The 18,501-nt window shown below is 77.1% G+C and carries 25 protein-coding genes; 14 read left to right on the top strand and 11 right to left on the bottom strand.

Annotated features, from left to right (window positions below; genetic code table 11):
• Positions 1 to 8: 8 nt before the first annotated feature.
• Positions 9 to 371: a nuclear transport factor 2 family protein gene (locus tag ACFPK1_RS15320; RefSeq protein WP_378021788.1), complete on the bottom strand. Its 363-nt coding sequence runs from the start codon at positions 369 to 371 to the stop codon at positions 9 to 11.
• Positions 368 to 1,723 (bottom strand): PP2C family protein-serine/threonine phosphatase, encoded by a 1,356-nt coding sequence (locus ACFPK1_RS15325; protein WP_378021789.1) that lies wholly within the window; start codon positions 1,721 to 1,723, stop codon positions 368 to 370. The genes ACFPK1_RS15320 and ACFPK1_RS15325 overlap by 4 nt, the downstream gene beginning before the upstream one ends.
• A 47-nt stretch (positions 1,724 to 1,770) precedes the next feature.
• On the opposite strand from ACFPK1_RS15325, the gene ACFPK1_RS15330 reads away from it, so the two are divergent.
• Positions 1,771 to 2,184, top strand: a complete 414-nt coding sequence (locus tag ACFPK1_RS15330) for an ATP-binding protein (protein WP_378021790.1) — start codon at positions 1,771 to 1,773, stop codon at positions 2,182 to 2,184.
• 1 nt (position 2,185) lies between these two features.
• On the opposite strand, the gene ACFPK1_RS15335 is transcribed toward ACFPK1_RS15330, so the two are convergent.
• Complete coding sequence (locus ACFPK1_RS15335) at positions 2,186 to 2,764, bottom strand: hypothetical protein (protein ID WP_378021791.1); 579 nt, start codon at positions 2,762 to 2,764, stop codon at positions 2,186 to 2,188.
• 115 nt (positions 2,765 to 2,879) lie between these two features.
• Here ACFPK1_RS15335 and ACFPK1_RS15340 point away from each other — a divergent pair, with 115 nt between their 5' ends.
• Together ACFPK1_RS15340 and ACFPK1_RS15345 are read left to right on the top strand one after the other, a co-directional pair.
• Positions 2,880 to 3,656, top strand: a complete 777-nt coding sequence (locus ACFPK1_RS15340; RefSeq protein ID WP_378021792.1) for a thermonuclease family protein — start codon at positions 2,880 to 2,882, stop codon at positions 3,654 to 3,656.
• 167 nt (positions 3,657 to 3,823) lie between these two features.
• Complete coding sequence (locus ACFPK1_RS15345; protein ID WP_378021793.1) at positions 3,824 to 4,039, top strand: hypothetical protein; 216 nt, start codon at positions 3,824 to 3,826, stop codon at positions 4,037 to 4,039.
• A 21-nt stretch (positions 4,040 to 4,060) separates the two neighbouring features.
• Here the strand turns inward: ACFPK1_RS15345 and ACFPK1_RS15350 are convergent, their stop codons facing one another.
• Together ACFPK1_RS15350 and ACFPK1_RS15355 are read right to left on the bottom strand one after the other, a co-directional pair.
• Positions 4,061 to 4,231: a hypothetical protein gene (locus tag ACFPK1_RS15350; RefSeq protein WP_378021794.1), complete on the bottom strand. Its 171-nt coding sequence runs from the start codon at positions 4,229 to 4,231 to the stop codon at positions 4,061 to 4,063.
• Between the two features lie 210 nt (positions 4,232 to 4,441).
• Complete coding sequence (locus ACFPK1_RS15355; RefSeq protein ID WP_378021795.1) at positions 4,442 to 5,308, bottom strand: NmrA family NAD(P)-binding protein; 867 nt, start codon at positions 5,306 to 5,308, stop codon at positions 4,442 to 4,444.
• Positions 5,309 to 5,407: 99 nt separating this feature from the next.
• Between ACFPK1_RS15355 and ACFPK1_RS15360 the strand changes: the two genes are divergently transcribed.
• The gene (locus tag ACFPK1_RS15360; protein WP_378021796.1) at positions 5,408 to 6,241 is read left to right on the top strand and encodes an alpha/beta fold hydrolase; all 834 of its coding nucleotides are present in this window, start codon (positions 5,408 to 5,410) and stop codon (positions 6,239 to 6,241) included.
• Between the two features lie 74 nt (positions 6,242 to 6,315).
• Here ACFPK1_RS15360 and ACFPK1_RS15365 read toward each other — a convergent pair whose 3' ends face one another.
• The gene (locus tag ACFPK1_RS15365; RefSeq protein ID WP_378021797.1) at positions 6,316 to 6,720 is read right to left on the bottom strand and encodes a RidA family protein; all 405 of its coding nucleotides are present in this window, start codon (positions 6,718 to 6,720) and stop codon (positions 6,316 to 6,318) included.
• 73 nt (positions 6,721 to 6,793) lie between these two features.
• Here ACFPK1_RS15365 and ACFPK1_RS15370 point away from each other — a divergent pair, with 73 nt between their 5' ends.
• The 10 genes from ACFPK1_RS15370 (at position 6,794) to ACFPK1_RS15415 (ending at position 13,638) form a co-directional block, all read left to right on the top strand.
• Entirely contained in the window at positions 6,794 to 7,396 is a 603-nt protein-coding gene (locus tag ACFPK1_RS15370; protein ID WP_378021798.1) for a TetR/AcrR family transcriptional regulator, read from the top strand.
• An 11-nt stretch (positions 7,397 to 7,407) separates the two neighbouring features.
• Entirely contained in the window at positions 7,408 to 8,751 is a 1,344-nt protein-coding gene (locus tag ACFPK1_RS15375; RefSeq protein ID WP_378021799.1) for an amidase, read from the top strand.
• Between the two features lie 166 nt (positions 8,752 to 8,917).
• Positions 8,918 to 9,853, top strand: a complete 936-nt coding sequence (locus ACFPK1_RS15380) for an acyl-CoA dehydrogenase family protein (RefSeq protein WP_378021800.1) — start codon at positions 8,918 to 8,920, stop codon at positions 9,851 to 9,853.
• A complete protein-coding gene (locus ACFPK1_RS15385) occupies positions 9,850 to 10,593 on the top strand; it encodes a PIG-L deacetylase family protein (protein WP_378021801.1) in 744 nt (247 codons plus the stop codon). Before ACFPK1_RS15380 ends, ACFPK1_RS15385 begins: the two co-directional genes overlap by 4 nt.
• Entirely contained in the window at positions 10,590 to 11,198 is a 609-nt protein-coding gene (locus ACFPK1_RS15390; protein WP_378021802.1) for a class I SAM-dependent methyltransferase, read from the top strand. The genes ACFPK1_RS15385 and ACFPK1_RS15390 overlap by 4 nt, the downstream gene beginning before the upstream one ends.
• Positions 11,195 to 11,953, top strand: coding sequence for a glycosyltransferase family 2 protein (locus tag ACFPK1_RS15395; RefSeq protein WP_378021803.1), 759 nt, complete (start codon positions 11,195 to 11,197; stop codon positions 11,951 to 11,953). Before ACFPK1_RS15390 ends, ACFPK1_RS15395 begins: the two co-directional genes overlap by 4 nt.
• 146 nt (positions 11,954 to 12,099) lie before the next feature.
• Positions 12,100 to 12,321 carry a hypothetical protein gene (locus tag ACFPK1_RS15400; RefSeq protein WP_378021804.1) on the top strand — a complete coding sequence of 74 codons (222 nt, stop codon included), beginning with the start codon at positions 12,100 to 12,102 and terminating at the stop codon, positions 12,319 to 12,321.
• Between the two features lie 145 nt (positions 12,322 to 12,466).
• Positions 12,467 to 12,898: an STAS domain-containing protein gene (locus ACFPK1_RS15405; RefSeq protein WP_378021805.1), complete on the top strand. Its 432-nt coding sequence runs from the start codon at positions 12,467 to 12,469 to the stop codon at positions 12,896 to 12,898.
• Between the two features lie 19 nt (positions 12,899 to 12,917).
• A complete protein-coding gene (locus ACFPK1_RS15410) occupies positions 12,918 to 13,118 on the top strand; it encodes a DUF2795 domain-containing protein (protein WP_378021806.1) in 201 nt (66 codons plus the stop codon).
• A gap of 34 nt (positions 13,119 to 13,152) precedes the next feature.
• Positions 13,153 to 13,638 carry a nucleoside deaminase gene (locus ACFPK1_RS15415; protein ID WP_378021807.1) on the top strand — a complete coding sequence of 162 codons (486 nt, stop codon included), beginning with the start codon at positions 13,153 to 13,155 and terminating at the stop codon, positions 13,636 to 13,638.
• 45 nt (positions 13,639 to 13,683) lie between these two features.
• On the opposite strand, the gene ACFPK1_RS15420 is transcribed toward ACFPK1_RS15415, so the two are convergent.
• From ACFPK1_RS15420 to ACFPK1_RS15440, 5 genes are all read right to left on the bottom strand, one after another.
• Positions 13,684 to 14,319, bottom strand: a complete 636-nt coding sequence (locus ACFPK1_RS15420; protein ID WP_378021808.1) for a DUF1707 SHOCT-like domain-containing protein — start codon at positions 14,317 to 14,319, stop codon at positions 13,684 to 13,686.
• Positions 14,279 to 15,571 carry an RNA polymerase sigma factor gene (locus ACFPK1_RS15425; protein ID WP_378021809.1) on the bottom strand — a complete coding sequence of 431 codons (1,293 nt, stop codon included), beginning with the start codon at positions 15,569 to 15,571 and terminating at the stop codon, positions 14,279 to 14,281. Before ACFPK1_RS15425 ends, ACFPK1_RS15420 begins: the two co-directional genes overlap by 41 nt.
• Positions 15,568 to 15,918, bottom strand: a complete 351-nt coding sequence (locus ACFPK1_RS15430; protein ID WP_378021810.1) for a YciI family protein — start codon at positions 15,916 to 15,918, stop codon at positions 15,568 to 15,570. The genes ACFPK1_RS15425 and ACFPK1_RS15430 overlap by 4 nt, the downstream gene beginning before the upstream one ends.
• Before the next feature lie 123 nt (positions 15,919 to 16,041).
• Positions 16,042 to 16,443 (bottom strand): MFS transporter, encoded by a 402-nt coding sequence (locus ACFPK1_RS15435; RefSeq protein ID WP_378021811.1) that lies wholly within the window; start codon positions 16,441 to 16,443, stop codon positions 16,042 to 16,044.
• A 76-nt stretch (positions 16,444 to 16,519) separates the two neighbouring features.
• Positions 16,520 to 18,484 carry an AfsR/SARP family transcriptional regulator gene (locus tag ACFPK1_RS15440; protein ID WP_378021812.1) on the bottom strand — a complete coding sequence of 655 codons (1,965 nt, stop codon included), beginning with the start codon at positions 18,482 to 18,484 and terminating at the stop codon, positions 16,520 to 16,522.
• Positions 18,485 to 18,501 lie beyond the last annotated feature (17 nt).

Below are 18,501 nucleotides of genomic sequence, written 5' to 3' on the forward strand. Positions count from 1 at the left end.
TGCCCTGGTCAGCCCCCGAGGCGCTCGCGCATCGCCGTCGCCACCGCCTGCAGCGCCGACAGCGGGCGGATCATCACCGTGAGGCGGGCGATCGCGCCGGACGCGTCGTGGTGCAGGAGGTCGATGCCCTCGAGCTCGCGGTCGCCGACGTGCGCGCGGAACCCGAGCAGGTGGCGGTCCCCGCCGTCGATCTCGTCGACGTAGCGGAAGTCCTCGAAGACGGTGAACACCGCGTGCAGGATCGGCGCCACGGCGTCGCGCCCGCGGTAGGGCGTGTGCACGACGGGGCTGGAGAACTCGACGTCCTCGGCGAGCAGGGCGACGGCGGCGTCGATGTCGCCGCGCTCGACGGCGGCACGGAAGGTGGTCATGCGGGCTCCGGGATCGGGAGGCTCTGCGGGCTGCGGACGACGACGATGGCGGTGTCGTCGGGGACCTGGCCGCCCGCGTGGTCGAGCGCGGCGCGGCTGACCGCCTCGGCCACCGCCTCGGCGCCGGCCGCGGGCGGCAGCGACCCGAGGACGCGGGCGACGCCGTCCTCGCCGAACTGGTCGGTGCTGCCCGGCGGGCGGGACTCGGTGACACCGTCGGTGTAGAAGACGAGGCTGTCGCCGGGCTTCAGGCACTCCTCCTCGCGCCCGACCGCGGCCTCCGGGCGCAGACCCAGCGCGCGCCCGCCGTCGGCGAACTGGCGGACCTCGCCGTCGGCGCGCAGCAGGAACGCCGGCGGGTGCCCGCCGTTGACCACCACCGTGTTGAGGCCCTCGTCGGCGGCGGTCATGGTGGCGTAGGTGGCGGTGACGAAGCTGTGCCGCCCGGCGAACCAGACGTGCAGCACGTCGTTGAGGGCGGCGAGCACGGCCCGGGTGTCGTCCTCGGTGTGCCCGACGGCACGCACGGTGGAGCGGGCCAGCGCCGTGGTGCGCGCCGCCCACGGGCCCTTGCCGCAGACGTCGCCGACGACGACGCCCCAGCCGCCGGGCACCGGGAAGACGTCGTAGAAGTCGCCCAGCACCTCGGCGCCCCCGCCGCCGGGGCGGTAGCGCGCCGCGACCTCCATGCCCGGGATCCGCGGGTTGCCCGAGGGCAGCAGGCTCTGCTGCAGCGTCTCCGCCAGCTCGGTGGCCTCGGCGGCGGAGCGCTCGGCGCGCGCGGCGTGGCGCTCGGCGTCGGCGGCGTGGCGCTCGGCCGCCGCGGACGCGTGGCGCGCCTCCTGCAGGGCCATCCGCAGGGCGATCTCGCCGCCCGCGGCCTGGGCGAGCGTGCGCAGGATCTCCAGCTGGCGGTGGGTCCACTCGCGGGGCCGGACGTCCATCGCGCAGAACGTGCCGAGCACCTCACCGCCCGCCGCCCGGACCGGGATGCCGGCCCAGGCCTGGATGTTCATCGACTCGACCGCGGCCATGCTCCTGGTGCGGGTGTCGGCCCGGGTGTCGGCGATGACCTGCTCGGTGCCGCTGGTGACGACGAACTGGCAGAACGACTCCTCGACGGCGTTCTGCCGCGGGCCCGCGTCGTCGAGGCCGGTGGTGCTCTTCCAGTACGAGACCCGGTCGTCGACCAGGGTGACGAACACCATCGGGGCCCCGATGAGGTCGGAGGCCAACCGGGTGAGGCGGTCGAACGCCTCTTCCCGGGGAGTGTCGACGAGACCCGTCGACACGACGGCCGCGACCCGTCCGGGGTCGTCGATCCGGTGCCCCGGATTGGACTCGTCCTCCACCGGGAACAGCCTACGGCCAGCGGTGTTCGGGACGGACCGAGACGGGGGTGCTCGTGGGGGAGGGCGACGACGGGTTGCACCTCGAGGTACCGGCGACCCCGGCCCACGTCGGACGCCTGCGCCGCGCGGTCCGCGGCTGGCTGCGCCAGGCGCTCGGCGACCGGGATCCGGACGCCGTCGACAACCTGACCCTCGCCGTCAGCGAGGCCCTCGAGAACGCCGCGGAGCACGCGTACGCCGACCGCGACGAGCCGGGCACGATGACCCTCTCCGCGCAGCGCGACCCCTCCGGCCCGGGCGCGGTGGTCATCAGCGTGACCGACACCGGGCGCTGGCGGCCGCCCTCGGTCGGGGCGGGCTACCGGGGACGCGGTCTCGCCCTCATCGAGGAGCTCGCCGACGCCCACACCGTCCACCCGGGGCCGACCGGCACCACGGTGACCCTGCGGCACCCGGCCTGAGCTACACCACGTCGGGCAGCTTCAGGTCGACCTGGAAGCCGCGACGGCCGTCGTGCGTGACGACGCCCCGGCAGCGCACCGGCCCGACGACGTCCACGAGGTGGCGGTAGCGCGCGCTCATCGCCGCGGTCAGCTCCCCGACCCGGCGGCCGTCGAGGCGGACCTCCACCGCGTAGTCGCCCCGGTACTTGCCGCGGGTGACCGTCGACGACCACAGCTCGACGGTCACCGGCGTCGCCGCCGCGCCCGGGCGGTGGCGGGCGGCGAGGACGTCCTGGTGGTCCTCCTCGCGCGTCACGACGACCTCGCGGTCGGGGTCGAGCACCGTCGCCGGGGCGGCGCCGCGCGGAACGGGGACGGGCGCCGTGGGCGGCTCGCCCTCGCGCGTCGCGGGGCGGCGGGGTGCCGGCGGGCGGGCGGGGCGGATCGCGGGCGTCACGAGCGGGGCGGCGAGGACGGGCGGGGCCGGGGCGGCGAGCGTCTGACGTCGGGACCGGTCGATGGTCCACCAGATGCCGAACGGCACCGCGAGGATCACCGCGGTGATCGCGAGCCACTTGATCAGCAGGAGCACGGCCACACCGGCCCCATCGTCCGGGGAGCGTGTTTCGTGACAGGGAAGGTCCGGACGGTAACGACCGCGGCGCTCCGCCCGACAAGCTCGACGATCATCGCCGGTTCGAGGGGACGTCGACGTGCGCCAGGCGTACAAGGTGTGGTCCGGGATCGCGGCCGGCGTGTTCTGCCTCGTCGCCGTCACCGACCTGTCGGGCCGGGGCGTGACGCCGCCGGCCGGGACCGTCGCGAGCTCGTCGTCGCTGCCGGCGACGGCCGCCGCCGCGCCGGTGGGCGCCGCGGGTGGGTCGGCACCGGCGCGGGTCCTCGAGGTGATCGACGGCGACACCTTCCGCCTCACCTCGGGCGACGAGGTGCGGGTGCTCGGCATCGACTCCTGCGAGGCGACGACCCCCGGCGGGCGCCGCGCGACCGACGCCGCCCGCGCGCGGCTGGTGGGGGCGCCCGTGACGCTGGCCGCGCAGCCCGGCGTCGACCGCGACCGATACGGGCGGATGCTGCGCTACGTCACCGCGGGCGGCAGCGACTTCGCGTCGTCGATGGTCACGATGGACCACACGGCGATCTACACCGACGGGCGCAACGACGCCTCCCCGACCGTGCAGGCGACGCTGCGCCGGCTCGACGCGGACGGCCGGACCTGCGGGTCCACCACGACGGCGCCGACCACGACCCGCCGGACCGCGACCCCCTCGCCCGACGTCGACCGGCCCCGCACGGCGCTGCCCGTGGCCCCGCGCACGGCGACGCGCGAGTCGACGGCGGCCCGCTCCGGTGGCGGGTCCTACGCGAACTGTGCCGCGGCGCGGGCGGCGGGCGCGGCGCCACTCCTGCGCGGGCAGCCGGGCTACCGCGCCGCTCTCGACCGCGACGACGACGGCGTCGCCTGCGAGTGAGCATGCTGCTCGTGGGTGTTCCAGCCTGGCGGCCACGCTCGCGTTCAACGTCAGGAAAGGCGCCACGATCATGTGGGGTCGTGTGGTGGGCGCGGCGCTCGTCGGGCGTCGCGCGTCCAGCCCGGCGAGATCAGGAGCGTGTGGTGCACCGCGGTGGGCGGGTCGACGTGGATGAGGTGCTCGTGATCAGCGAGGTCACGCCGGGCCGGCACGCGTCCCGAGATCAGGGGCACTCGGTGCACCTCGCGGTCGGGGTCGACGTCGATGAGGTGCTCGTGATCACCGAGGGCCGGGCACGACCCGACGCGACCCGGCCGCATCCCGAGATCACGAGCACGCCCTGCACTCCGCGTGGCGCGGCGACGTGGATGACGTGCTCGTGATCAGCCGCGCGAGCACACCTCCTAGCGAGCCACCCGCTCGGGACGGCGCACCGGGCGCCGGGAGGTGGTGCGCGGCGTCCCGGCCGAGCGGTCGGCTGACGGGCGCGGGCCGGGCGCCGGCGAGGTGGCCGGGAGCTCGAGCATGCCCAGGGCGGAGTCCGGGATGAGGGCCAGTTCCGAATTCTTGATCATGTCTGCCCCTTCCTGACGAGGCCCGGGCCGCTCGGGGCCCGGGGAGGTTGTCCCCCAGTGAACGCGCCCCCGAGGCCTCGTGCTCCCGTCCGGAGTACCTGATCGATCAGGCGGCGCCGACGGCGCGGCGGGTGGTCGCGCACGGCGGACGAGCGGCCCCCGGCGGGCGAGGGACCACGAGGTGATCACACGGAGATCCCCGCGTGATCGTCAGAGCAGCGGCCGCAGGTGGGCGTCGACCCAGCCCGCGAGGGTGCTCGGCGTGGTCGTCAGGACGGAGCGCGGCTGCGCGGGGACGAAGCCGTCGCGCAGGCCCGCCGCCATCCCGACGATCGCCTCGACCTGCGCCCCGCCCAGCCCGACCGACGCGAGGCCGGCGCGCACGTCGTCGTCGCTGACCCGCTCCGCGCGCACCGGCCGCCCGAGCACCGCCGTGAGCACCTCGGCGACCTCGGTGAACGTGAGGTCGCGCGGCCCGTGCACGGCCTGCACGCCGCCCCCGCTCCACGGCGCGAGCAGGCGCGCGGCCGCGACCTCGGCGATGTCGCGCGGGTCGACCCACGGCATCGGCGCGTCGAGGGGCCACGCCGTGTGCAGCACACCCTCACGGATGCCGTCGAGGTCGAGCGCGAGGTTGGTGAAGAAGTAGGCGGACCGCAGGTGCAGCACCGGCGCGCCGGTGGCGTCGAGCGCCTCCTCGACGCGGGCGAGGCCGTCGATCTCCCCGGCGCCGCGGCGCTTCTCGGCCCCGACACTGGACTGGAACACGGTGCGCGCGATGCCGTTCTCCACCACGGCCCGCGCGACGTGCGCACCCAGGCGCGCGTGGCCCTCCACCGGATCGCCCGAGAACGACGTCGGGCTCACCCAGAACAGGGCCTCGGCCCCGCGGGTGGCCGCGACCACCGCGTCGCCGTCGTCCTGGTCGCAGCGCACGGCGTCGACGCGCTCGCGCCACACCGGATCGAGCGCGTCCGGTTCCCGCATCAGCACCCGCGGTCGCACGCCGGCCTGCACGAGCACGCGCAGGACGTGGGACCCGACGTGCCCCCGGGGGGTCGTGATCGCGATGACCATGACGGGGAGCCTGCCGTGGGGGACCGACAGTGTCGGGAATGCGCCCGTCGGGAAGTCAGTTGCGAACGATTACATCGCCCCCGATGGAAGGACTGCGAGATGCCCACGCTCACCGTCGCGAACGAGAACGGCAGCCCGGTCGACCTGTACTACGAGGACCACGGCTCCGGCCGCCCGGTGGTGCTCATCCACGGCTGGCCGCTGTCCGGTCGCTCCTGGGAGAAGCAGGTCCCGGCCCTCGTCGACGCCGGACACCGCGTCGTCACCTACGACCGCCGTGGCTTCGGGTCGTCGTCGCAGCCCTGGACCGGCTACGACTACGACACCTTCGCCGCCGACCTCGACGCGCTGCTGCGCCACCTCGACCTGCGCGACGTCACGCTCGTCGGCTTCTCGATGGGTGGCGGCGAGGTCGCCCGCTACCTCGGCCGCCACGGCAGCGAGCGCGTCACGCGGGCGGTGTTCGCGGGCGCCGTGCCGCCCTACCTCCACAAGACCGACGACAACCCCGACGGCGGGCTCGACGACGCCACGATCCAGGGCTTCCTCGACGGCGTCACCGACGACCGGATCGCGTTCCTCGACGGCTTCGTCACGAACTTCTTCACCGCGGGCGACCGCACCGACCTCATCAGCGAGCCCTCGCGGCTCTACCACCGCGAGATCGCCGAGTTCGCGTCGCCGCAGGGCACGCTGGAGTGCATCAGGGCCTTCAGCGACACCGACTTCCGCGACGACCTCGCGACGATCGACGTGCCCACGCTCGTGATCCACGGCGACTCCGACGCGATCGTGCCGTTCGAGGTCTCCGGCCGGCGCACCGCCGAGGCCGTGAAGGACAGCCGGACCGTCGTCGTCGAGGGCGGCCCGCACGGGTTCAACGCCACCCACGCGCAGGAGTTCAACCGGGCCCTGCTCGAGTTCCTCGGCTGAGCGGTGCCCTGCGGGCACGTGAGCAGAATGAAGTGCTCCGGCACTTCTTTCTGCTCACCTGCGCGGAGCGCACCTCACGGGAGCACGGCCGTCGCCTCGACCTCCACGAGGAGGTCGGGCTCCCCGAGCGCGGTGACCCCGACCAGCGTGATGGCCGGGGTCACCTGCCCGAGGGCGGCGGCCGCGCGCATCGCGCCCTCGCCGAAGCCGCCCATCTTCTCCGGGGTCAGGTCGACGACGTAGACGGTCATCTTGGCGACGTCGTGGAGCGTGGCGCCGACGGCCTCGAGCGCGGTGGCGACATTGCGGTACGCCTGCTCGGTCTGGGCGGCGAGGTCGCCCGGGCCGACGGGCGCGCCGTCCGCGGTGCGCGCGACCTGACCGGACACGAACACCGTGCGCGTGCCCGTCGCCACCGCGACCTGGCGGTAGACGTCGGGGGCGGGCAGGCCGGACGGGTTGATGAGCTCGACGGGCATGGCGTCCTCCGTGGGTCTTGGATAGCGCTGTTATGTCTCGCAATGTATAGCAGCGTTATGCCACACTGCACCAGTGCCCCGCCCACCCGATCCCGCCGTGCGCACCGCCCTCATCGAGCAGGCGGCCGCGATGCTGGTCGCCCGCGAGCCGGTGACGCTGCGGGCGCTCGCGACGCGCGTCGGCACGTCGACGATGGCCGTGTACACCCACTTCGACGGGATGGCGGGCCTCTGGGGCGCGGTGCGTCAGGAGGGGTTCGCGCGCCTGGCCCGTCGCCTGGCGGACGTTTCCTCGACCGACGACCCGGTGCGCGACCTGGCCGCCCTGGGTGCCGCCTACGCCGCGAACGCCCTCGAGCACCCGGCGCTCTACCGCGCGATGTTCGACGCCGCCGCGGACCTGCCCGACCCGGAGGCGGCCGGCGCGGCGTTCGGGGTGCTCGTCGAGGCCGCGGGCCGTGCGGCCGGGGCCGGGCGGTTCCGTGACGCCGACCCCGTCGCCGTCGCCACCCGCCAGTGGGCCTCGGGGCACGGGCTGCTGCTGCTCGTGATCTCCGAGGTGCTGCCCCGCATCGCCCTCGACGAGCACGTGCCGGCGATCCTGACCGCGCTGTTCACCGCCGCCGGCGACGACCCGCGACGGTGCGCGGCCTCGGTGCGCGCCGGCTGGGGCTAGCGTCCGCTGCCGTGGACGCCGCCGCGCTCGTCACCGAGGCCCCGCTCGCCCAGGCCGCCGCGCTGCGCGCCGGCGAGGTCAGCGCCGTCGACCTCGCCGAGGCGACGCTGCGCGCCGCGCGCGCCGTCGACGCGCGGGTCAACGCCTTCGCCGAGCTCGACCCCGACGGGGCCCACGCCGCGGCGCAGGAGGCCGACCGGCGCCGTGCCGCGGGCGAGGACGGGCCGCTGCTCGGGGTGCCGATCGCGCTCAAGGACGACCTCGACGCCGCCGGGCACGTGACGTCCTGGGGCACCCGGGCGCGCACCACCCCGGCCCGGGCCGACGGTCCGGTCGTGGCGGCGGTGCGGACCGCGGGCATGGTGCCGATCGGGCGGACCACGCTGCCCGAGCTCGCGGTCTACGGGTTCACCGAGTCCGAGCGGTTCGGGGCGACGCGCAACCCGATCGACACGAGCCGGACCTCCGGCGGCTCGTCCGGCGGGTCGGCGGCCGCGGTCGCGGGCGGCGCGGTGGGGATCGCGACGGCCAGCGACGGCGGCGGCTCGATCCGGATCCCGGCGTCGTGCTGCGGGCTCGTCGGGATCAAGCCGGGTGCGGGCCGGACGCCCGGCGGCGGGTGGAACGGGCTCTCGGTGCAGGGCTGCGTGACGCGGCGCGTCGCCGACTCCGCGACCTACCTCGACCTGATCGGCGACTTCCCGTCCTCGCTCGCCGCCGCCGCGGCACAGGACCCGCCGCGGCTGCGGATCGGCGTGGACCTCGCCTCGCCCGCCACCCCGGCCCTGCCCCTGGACCCCGAGCTCGAGGCCGCGGTCCGCCGGGCGGCCGACCTCCTCGCCGGCCTCGGGCACGACGTCCGCGACGTCCGCGTGCGCCACGGCGCCATGGCCGCGGGGTTCGTCGCCCGCATGCTGCACGGTGTCGCCGGCGCCGCGGCGGAGGTCGACGACCCGGCGCTGCTCGAGCCGCGCACCGCCGAGGTGGCGTGGATCGGTCGGCGCATCCCGGACGCCGCGGTGCGCCGGGCGCGCCGGCAGGGCGAGGCGTTCGGGCGCCGGGCGCTCGCCGACCTCGGCGTCGACGTCCTGCTCACCCCGCCCGCCCGGGGTCCCGCGGTGCCCGTCGGGCACTGGGCGGGCCGTCGCGGTCTGACCACGATGCTCGGGCTCGCGCAGCAGTACGCTCACACGCCGCCGTGGAACCACGCCGGCGTCCCGGCGGCCGTGGTGCCGGTGGACCGGTCGGACGTCGGGCTCCCGCTCGCCGTGCAGTGCGTCGTCGGCCCCGACCAGGACGCGCGCCTGGTGTCGGTCGCCGCGCAGATCGAGCGCGCCGTCGGCGGTGCCTCCTAGATCACGGGTGAGCCCGGGGAGCCCCGGGTAGCCCCGGCCTGGTCCGCCGAGGTCGCGGGCGCCGGCCGGCGTCCACCTCCGCCCCGGGGTGCAGCCCTCGCCCCGTGCGTCGCCGTGGCGGTCGCACCCACCCGTGCCCGCCGCCGTCCCGGCGCCGAGGAGAGCGATGACCCCCATCGATGCGGTCGGGCCCGTCCTGGCCCGGTTCCGCACCGCGCCCACGCCGCGGGGCGAGGGGCGCACGCCCCACAACCTGGCGGTGCTCGCGGCGGCCGCGGCGCGCGACCTCGACGTCGCCCGCCTCGCCGAGGCGCACCTGGACGCGACGACGATCCTCGCCGAGCTCGGCGGTCCCGCGCCCGCACCCGGCACGTGCTGGGGCGTCTGGGCGGCGGAGACCGGCGCCGATCCCCTGCACGAGGCGGGGGGACGCCTCTCGGGTCGCAAGCGGTTCTGCTCGGGCGCGGCCGGGCCGTGCACGCACGCGCTGGTGACCGTCGAGGGCGGACGCCTCTTCGCGATCGACCTCGCCGACTCCGGCATCGCGGTCCACGCCGGCGAGTGGCACGCGCTGGGCATGCGGGGCAGCGCCGCCGCGACCGTCGACCTGGACGACGTGCCGGCGACGGAGATCGGCCGCCCCGGCGCGTACCTCGAGCGGCCCGGGTTCTGGCACGGCGCGATCGCCGTCGCCGCGGCCTGGTTCGGCGGCGCGTCCGGGGTCGCCGCGCCGCTACGGCGGGCCGGGCGCGACGGCCGCCTCGACGCCCACGGCCTCGCGCACCTCGGGGCGGTCGACGCCGACCTCGCCGCGGCCCGCGCGGTGCTGCGGGACGCGGCGACCACCCTCGACACGCAGCCGCCCGGCGCGTGGGACGTCGAGCGGCGCCGCGCCCTGCAGGTGCGCGCGGTCGTGGAGGCCGCCGTCGACAGCGCGCTGACGCGCAGCGGGCGCGCCCTGGGGCCCGCGCCGCTCGCCGGCGACGCCGCCCACGCGCAGCGCGTCGCCGACCTCCAGGTCTACGTGCGCCAGAGCCACGCCGAGCGGGACCTCGCGGACCTGGGTGCGCTGGTCCCCGTCGACGAGGACCCGCTCTCGTGAGCACGCCGTCGCTGAAGGGCACCGGGACCCCCGAGGACGCGTGGTGGGGCCCCGGCGGGCTGGACGAGGTGCCGGCGCGCGACCCCGCCGCGGTCCGCCCGCCCGGCCGCGTCGTCGTGGTCGCCCCGCACCCCGACGACGAGGTGCTCGGGGTCGGCGGGACGCTCGCGGTCTGGGCGGCCGCAGGCACGGAGGTCGCCGTCGTCGCGGTCTCCGACGGCGAGGGCTCGCACCCCGGCTCCCCGACGCTCACGCCCGCCGTGCTCGCCGACCGCCGGGCCGAGGAGCGCCGCGCCGCGCTCGCCGCGCTGGGGATCGAGGCGGCCGTGGCCCGCCTCCGGCTCCCCGACGCCGCGGTGACCGCCGACGACGTCGCCGACGGGGTCGCGGCCGTCCTGCGCCCCGGCGACACCGTGATCGCGCCCGTCACCGGCGACGGGCACCCCGACCACGACGCCACCGCCCTCGGTGCCGGCACGGCGGCCGCGCGCGCCGGCGTCGCCTGCTGGCGCTACCCGGTGTGGCTGTGGCACTGGGCGCGTCCCGGGGACGTGTCGTTCGACGGTGCCCGGCGGCTGCGCCTGCCCGGGACCGCCGTGAACGCCAAGGCCGCGGCGATCGCCCACTTCACCACGCAGATCGCGCCGCTGTCGGACGACCCGCGCGACGCGGCCGTCCTGCCGGCGCCCGTGCTCGCGCGGTTCCGGCGCGACACCGAGATCGTCTGGGGGCCGCGGTGAGCCTGTCCGGCGAGTACTTCGACGGCCTCTACGCCGCCGACGCCGACCCGTGGGGCATCGAGGCGGGCTGGTACGAGGAGCGCAAGCGCGCGGTCGTCCTCGCCGCCCTGCCCCGTGCGCGGTACGCGCGGGCGTTCGAGCCCGGCTGCGCGGGCGGGGCGCTGTCGGCGCCGCTGGCGGACCGGTGCGACGAGCTCGTCTGCTGGGACCCCGCGGCCCGGGCCGTGGCGGCGACCCGGGCGCGGCTGGCCGGCCGGCCCCACGTGCGCGTCGAGCAGGGGGCGCTGCCCGGGAGCGCACCGGACGGGACGTTCGACCTGGTCGTCGCCTCGGAGGTCGTCTACTACCTCGACGCGGGCGACCGGGAGGCGTTCTGGTGCGCCGTGGAGGCGTGCCTGCGCCCGGGCGGCCACCTGCTCGCCGTGCACTGGCTGCGCGAGGCGCCCGAGTACCCCGTCGAGGGCGCGGAGGTGCACGACGAGCTGGCCGGGCGGGCCGCCCTCGCCCGCACCGTCCGCCACGAGGAGGCCGACTTCCGGCTCGAGGTGTACGCGCGCGTCCCGCCCGTGGCGCGGTCGGTGGCCGAGGAGACGGGCCTGCGGTGATCGCACTCGGTGTCGTGGTGCCCGCCCACGACGAGGAGGACCTGCTCGCCGACTGCCTCGCGGGGCTGCGCGACGCGGCGGCGGCCGTCGCGGACCGGGCGCGGGTGCGCCTGCTCGTCGTCGCCGACGCGTGCGCCGACCGCACCGCGGAGCTCGCCCGGGCCCACGGCGTCGCGGTGGTGCCGCTGGCGGCGCGCAACGTCGGGCGGGCGCGGGCGGCGGGCGTGTCCGCGCTGCCCGGGGCCGACTGGCTCGCCACCACGGACGCCGACTCGGTGGTGCCGCCGGACTGGCTCGCCGCCCAGCTCGACGCCCGGGACCGGGGCGCCGACGCGTGGGTGGGCACGGTCGAGGTCGTCGACTGGACCGGGGTGCCCGGCGCGGTGCCCGCCCGGTACCGCGCGGCCTACGAGGCGGACCACCACCTCGGCGACCGGCACCGTCACGTGCACGGAGCGAGCCTGGGGGTCGCCGCGCCCGCGTACCGCGCGGTCGGGGGGTTCCCGCCGCGGGAGACCGGCGAGGACGTCGCGCTCGTCGAGCGTCTCGACCGGGCGGGGCTGCGGGTCGTCCGCGACCGGCGCCACCCCGTCGCCACCAGCGCCCGCACCGAGGGTCGCGCGCCCGAGGGATTCGCCGCCCATCTGCTGGGCCTGGCGAGGCATGTCGTCCGGGCTGCACCGGGTACCACCACCGTGTCCTCACGTCCCGTGCTGGATCGTGAGGACGACGGCCCGGCGGCCCGCATCTCCTGATCGGCCGCCCACGACACCGACCGCACGACCGCTCGAGACCCGGGGCGGTGCGCAGTGACCCTGCCGCGCGCCCCCGTGGGCGCGCCCCTCTTCCGGAGCCGCCCCATGAAGCAGCTTCCTCTTCCCAGCGTCCGGCGAGCGCTCCCGTGAGCGCCGAGTCCGCCGCGTGGCGCGCCCACGTCGACGCGGCCGTCGACCCGCGTTTCGAGCGCGCGTTCGCGATCCTCGACGCCGTCCAGGCCGAGCGGCAGCGCTCCGACGGGCACCGCTGCGTCGGCCGGGTCCTGCAGCTGCGCGGCGAGCTCGCGCAGCTGTTGGCCGAGGTCGACGGCGTGCAGGACCGTCCGGACACGCGGGAGACACCGTGACCCCCGACGCGCACGGCGCGTGCGCTCGCCGTCGCCGTGGGTTAACTTCACACGACAGTCGTCGGTTGAGACCTCCACGCCGCGACGCACAGGCGGCCCGCCCTCCGGGATCCGGGTCGACCCGTGGCCGTCCGAGGGAGGCCCGATGACCATCGACACCCCAGCCCCGACAGCTCCGTCCCGCACGCTCATCGACGAGGTCGACCTGCCCGCCGACCTCTCCGAGCGCCGGCGCCGCGCCGTCGCCGAGGCCGTCGCCCACGCCGAGCCCGCCGCCACCGGCAACCGCCGCGCGGCGGTCGGCATCCGCCGCTACGGGCCGGGCTGCGTGGCGCTCGCGCTGCGCGGACGCTTCGACCGCACCGGACGGGAGCGCCTGCGGGCCCTGGCCGCCGAGGTCGAGCGCCAGGCGGGCACCGAGCTCGTCATCGACCTGTCCGGCCTGGACCAGTGCGACGCCGGCCTGGCCCGGGTGCTCGCCCGGCTGCGCATCCGCTGCCTGGCGCGCGAGGCCCGCGTCGAGCTGCACGACCCGCCGGAGGCGCTGGCCGCCGAGCTGGGCCAGTTCCGGCTCTGACCCCTCCCGAGGAGGACCGATGACCGACCGCGACGACCTCCGGGTCCGCAAGGCCCTGCAGGGCATGGCGTTCCCCGCCGACCGCACCCAGGTGATCTCCTGGGCCACCGACCGCGGCGAGGGCGACGACCGCGTGCTCACCGCGCTGCGTGCCCTGCCCGACCGCACGTTCTCGACGGCCGACGACGTCGTCATCTCGGTGCCCCAGCGGCCCGAGTAGGCCTGACGGTGGCGCGGGTGGCACGGTCGTCGGTGTGCCTCCCGCGTTCACCGATGACGACCTCGCCCACCTGCGCCGCTGCGTCGACCTCGCCCGCGAGGCTCTCGAGGCCGGCGACGAACCGTTCGGCTCCGTGCTCGTCGGACCGGACGGGCAGGTCCGGTTCGCCGACCGCAACCGGGTCGCCGGGGGCGACGCCACGCAGCACCCCGAGTTCGCGATCGCGCGGTGGGCCGCGGGGGAGATGACGCCCGAGGAGCGGGCGGCGAGCACCGTCTACACCTCCGGCGAGCACTGCCCGATGTGCTCGGCGGCCCACGCCTGGGTCGGGCTGGGCCCGATCGTCTACGCGAGCTCGTCGGCGCAGCTCTCCGAGTGGCGCGCCGAGCTCGGGGCGCCGCCCGCGCCCGTGCGCCCGATCCCGATCACCGAGGTCGCGCCGGCGCTGCGCGTCGCCGGCCCGGTGCCGCCCCTCGACGACGAGGTCCGGGCCCTGCAGCGCCGCCACCTCGGTATGTGAGCGAACTTCGGGGCTATAGCCCCGAAGTTCGCTCACATGGGGTCGTCAGTCGTCGTCATCGTCGCGGTCGCGCAGCCCGCCCCGGGCGGCCTCGGCGGGGGTGACGACCTGGACGTTGCCGAACGCGCCGTTGGCGTCGACGACCACCTCGGGCAGCGTCGCCCCGCCCGGCGGCAGCTGGCAGGCCTGCTCGCAGCGCGTGCTTCCGAAGATCATCGTCCCGGTGGTGCGCGCGACCATCCCGGGCGGCACGACCACCTCGGTCCGGCCGAACAGGGTGCCGACCTGCACCTCGGTGTCGCCGGGCGTCGCCTGCACCGTGCGGTTGCCGAACACGCTCGCCCCGTCGTCGGCGGTGACGAGGTGCCCGCCCACGAACACGGCCGCCGCCGCGACGACGAGCGGTACGACCGCCTTGCCCAGCCGCTCGTGCCACGGCGTGCGGGGTGCCGCCGGCGCGGCGGCGACCGCCGGCGTGGGGGCGGGCGCGGGGGCGGCGCCGGGGATGTCGGCGACCAGGGCGTCGAGCTCACGCTGCGTGCGCGCCGCCCAGGCCTGCTGGGTGCGCTCGTCGTACTCGACGAGGGTCAGCACGCCGTCGTCGAGGGCGGTGCGCAGCGTGTCGTCGGTGGCCCTGCGCTCACGGTCGCCGATCCGCATCTCGGGGGGCTCCGCGCTCATGGTCCCCATCCTGCCCCCGGGACGGGTGTGGCGATCGTTGCCCCGCAGCGTCGCGGCGGGCGGCGAGCAGCGCCCGGTCGTCCGGGTCGTCGGTGCGCGCGAGCGCCGCGTCGAGCGCGTCGCGCGCCTCGGCGTCGCGGCCCAGCCGGCCGAGCAGGTCGGCGCGGACCGCGTGCAGCAGGTGGTAGCGGTCGAGGCGCGCGGCGAGCTCCTCGACGATCACCAGCGCGGCTGCCGGACCCGCGGTCTCGGCCAGCGCGACGGCCCGGTTGAGCGCGACGGTCGGGCTCGGTGCGAGGGCGAGCAGCTGGTCGTGCAGCGCGACGATCTGCGCCCAGTCGGTGGCCGCGGTGTCCGGCGCCGAGGCGTGCACGGCGTTGATCGCCGCCTGGAGCTGGTAGGGCCCGGGCGCGTCACGCCGCAGGCAGCGCCGGACGAGGTCGAGGCCCTCGGCGACGAGCGCGGCGTCCCACCGCGTGCGGTCCTGGTCGGCGAGCAGCACCCGCGAGCCGTTCGCGGCCGTCCGCGCCGGCCGGCGGGCCTCGGTGAGCAGCATCAGCGCGAGCAGGCCGAGCACCTCGGGCTCGTCGGGCATCAGCTCGGCCAGCAGGCGGCCCAGCCGGATCGCCTCGGCGGCGAGGTCGTCGCGGGTCGCCGTCGCGTGCCCCTCGGTGAAGACCAGGTAGACGACGGCGAGGACGCCGGGCACGCGGTCGGGGAGGTCGGCGTCGCGCGGCACGCGGTAGGGGATGCGGGCGGCGCGGATCTTGTTCTTGGCGCGGACGATCCGCTGGGCCATCGTCGGCTCCCCGACGAGGAACGCGCGGGCGATCTCGGGGGTCTCGAGGCCGCCGAGCAGGCGCAGCGTCAGCGCGACCCGCGCGGGCAGGGCGAGGGCCGGGTGGCAGCACGTGAAAATCATGCGCAGGCGGTCGTCGTGCACCGGTCCTCCTTCCTCGGGCTCGTCCTGCTCGGGCTCCTCGCGCGCCGCGCGGGCCTCCTTGTCGCGCCCGACGGCGTCGCGGCGCAGGCGGTCGAGCGCGCGCCGGCGGGCGGTGGTGACGATCCAGCCGCCCGGGTTCGGCGGGACGCCGTCGGCGGGCCAGCGGGTCAGCGCGACGGTGAGCGCGTCCTGCACGGCGTCCTCGGCGAGGTCGATGTCGCCGAGGACGCGCGTCAGCGTCGCCACGCACCGCCCGTACTCCTCGGTGACGATCCGCGTGATCGTCACCGAGGAGGGCGCGGGTGTCACGGGGCCCAGTGGAACGGCCGGACCTCGATCGGCAGGCCGACGGCCTCGGTGGAGCGCCGGCCCCAGTGCAGGGCGGCGTCGAGGTCGGGGGCGTCGATGATCGTCAGACCGCCGACGTACTCCTTGAGCTCGACGAACGGGCCGTCGGTGACCAGCACGTCGTCGCCGCTGCGCCGCAGGACGGTCGCGGTGTCCGGCGCCTCGAGCCCGCCGGAGAACACCCAGACGCCGGCCTCCTGCATGTCCGCCTGCAGCTTCGCGACGTTGCCCATGATCACGTTCATCTCGTCCTCGGACGGCATCTCGCCGTCGCTCGGGGTGACGACGCTGAGCAGGTAGTGGGCCATGGGGTCCTCCTCGGTCGGTACGGCACGGTGTGCGGGCCCGGCGCCCGCACACCCCTCCACGAACGGCCCCGGCCCGGATCGACAGGTCCGGCGGAGATTCTTGCGGACCAGTCGTGGCCGGGCTCAGCTCCGCCGGGCGGGGAGCACGGCGGACAGGCAGAGGACGGCCAGGAGGAGCGCGGCGAGCCGGTACGAGCCGAGCGCGAGGGCGACGGCGGTGCCCAGGGCCGGACCGACCGCCATGGCGACGGCGACGACGCCGTGGAAGCGGCCGAGGAGCGTGGCGTAGGGCTCCGTGCCCCACCGGTCGGAGACGGCCGTGGCGACCGAGAGCGTGTGCGCCCCCCGCACCGCGCCGCAGAGCACGGCGCCGCACGTCACGAGCACGGGCGGCCGGGGGACGGCGGCGAGGAGCTCGATCGACGCCGCGCTCAGCGACACCTGGGTCGTGGTGCGGGTGCCGGGGGTGCCCCGACGGCGCAGCGGCACGAACAGCAGCCGTCCGACCACCTGGCCCGCCCCCACCAGCCCGAGACTCCCCAGCTGCTGAACTCGAGGACGCAGAGCCCGGCGAGCAGGGAGAGCGGGCGCGGTCGCGCGGTCACGCCGTCGGCCGGGCGAGCCGCGTCTCGAGGGCGTCCACGTCGGGCTGTTCGCCGACGGGCCGCGCGCCGCCGCGCGTGGAGCGCAGGCGCCGGGCCTCCCGGAGGTGCTCGCCGGCCGCCTCGGCGTCGTCGGCGAGGACGGCCCGGCTCTCGGCGACGTAGGCGAGGGCCCGGGGATCGCCGGTCGCGGCGGCGCTCCGGCCGGCCAGGTCCAGCAGGGCCGCCGCGTCCGTCGCGGAGGTCACCCGCGCCAGCGCCGCGGCGGTGAGCGCGATCCCGGCGGTCGAGCCGGCGTAGCGGTACCACTCGAGGGCGAGCCGGTGGCCGCGCTCGGCACCGGCGGCGTCGCCGGAGCGGGCCTGCGCCAGCGCCAGGTTGTTGCGCGACCAGGCGAACATCGACGGCGACCCCAGGTGCTCGGCGAGGGCGACCGCCTCGGCGAGCCGCGCGGTGCCGGCCGCGTGGTCGCCGCCGACGTGGGTCGCGCTGCCGAGGTGGACCGAGAGCTGGCAGCGCGCGTACACCCAGCCGCACTCGGTGGCGATCCGCCAGGCCTCCGTGTAGCGGGACACCGCGCGGGCCAGGTCCGCGGCGGCCTCGTCGAGCGCGGCGAGCAGCTCGAGCGCACGCATCCGCCCGGCGGAGTCGGCCTGCTCCCGGAACACCTGCTCGGCCCGCGCCGCCCGGACCCGCGCCCGGTCGGGGTCGCCGGTGGCGAGGAGCAGCCGGCCGTGCACGAGGTCGGCGAGGGCGTGGCCCCACCGGTGCCCGGTGGCGTCGACCGCCGGGGCCGCCGCGGCGAGGAACGCACGCGCCTTCTCGGGCTCGCCGCGCTCGGCGCGCCGGTCGGCCAGCAGGAGCAGGGCGAGCCCCTCCTGCGATCCCGTCACCGGGTGATCGGCGCGGACCCGGCCCTCGACGAGCCGCTGCGCCTCGGACAGGGCCACCGGCTCCTCCCGGTCGTGGGCGGCGAGCGCGCAGGCCCACAACCGGCCCGCGAGCGACCGCGGTGCCTCGCCGTACAGGTCGAGCAGGACCAGCCGGCCCCGGGACCGGTCCCCGGCGAGCCACCAGCCCCAGGCGCACCGCACGGCGAGGTCGAGCGCGGCGGCCCGGTGCCCGTGGGTGTCCAGCCACCGGATCATGTCCGTCGGCTGGAGGACCCCCGGGCCCGCGGTGGCCGGTCGTCGCTCCCCCCGCTCGGCGGCCAGCAGGCGCAGGCGCAGCGACCGCAGCTCGTCGCCGGGCGGGCCCGCGCCGCGCTCCGCGAGGACCCGCTCGGCGCGGTCGTACTCCGCCAGTGCCTCCGCGCGCCGTCCGCACCGCTCGAGCGCGGCGACGAGCAGGACCCACCCCGCCTGCTGACCGGGGTGCTCGATGGTGCGGGCCCGGCTCGCGGAGACGGCCGCGGCGCCGTCGCCGCTCTCCAGGAGGGCGCGGATCTCGACCTCCCGGGCGCGGGCGACGAGGTCGCGCGCCCGGGCCGCGGCGGCGTCCACGGTCGGGATGCCCGTCCCGGAGCCGTAGGGCCGGCCCCGGACCAGGGCGAGCGCCGGGCGCAGGGTCGCGAGGGCCGACTCGGCCTCGCCCCGCAGGAGCAGGCGCTGCGCCTCGTCGACGGCCCGGGCGAGGAGGCCGTCGTCCCGGTCCGACGCGGGCGCGACGAGGCGGTAGGAGCCCTGGTCGTGCCGGAGGCGTGACGGCCCGACGAGGCGGCGCAGGTGCGACACCCGGGCCTGCAGCGCGTTGTGCCCGGGCGCCCGCCCCCACACGGCCTCGACGATCGCGTCCACGGGGACGCTGCCGTCGGCGGCGAGCAGCATCGCCAGCAGCAGGCGGTCCCGGCGGCCGGTGAGCACGGCCGCGGTCCCGTCGTCCCGGCGCAGCGCCACGGGGCCGAGGACCAGGAAACGGGGCCGCGGCGTCGTCGCCGGCGCGGCGTCGTCGCCCGCGTTCTCCATGACGATGTCTCTAGAGC

The sequence above is a fragment of the Actinomycetospora rhizophila genome, assembly GCF_042657905.1.
Classification (GTDB): domain Bacteria; phylum Actinomycetota; class Actinomycetes; order Mycobacteriales; family Pseudonocardiaceae; genus Actinomycetospora; species Actinomycetospora rhizophila.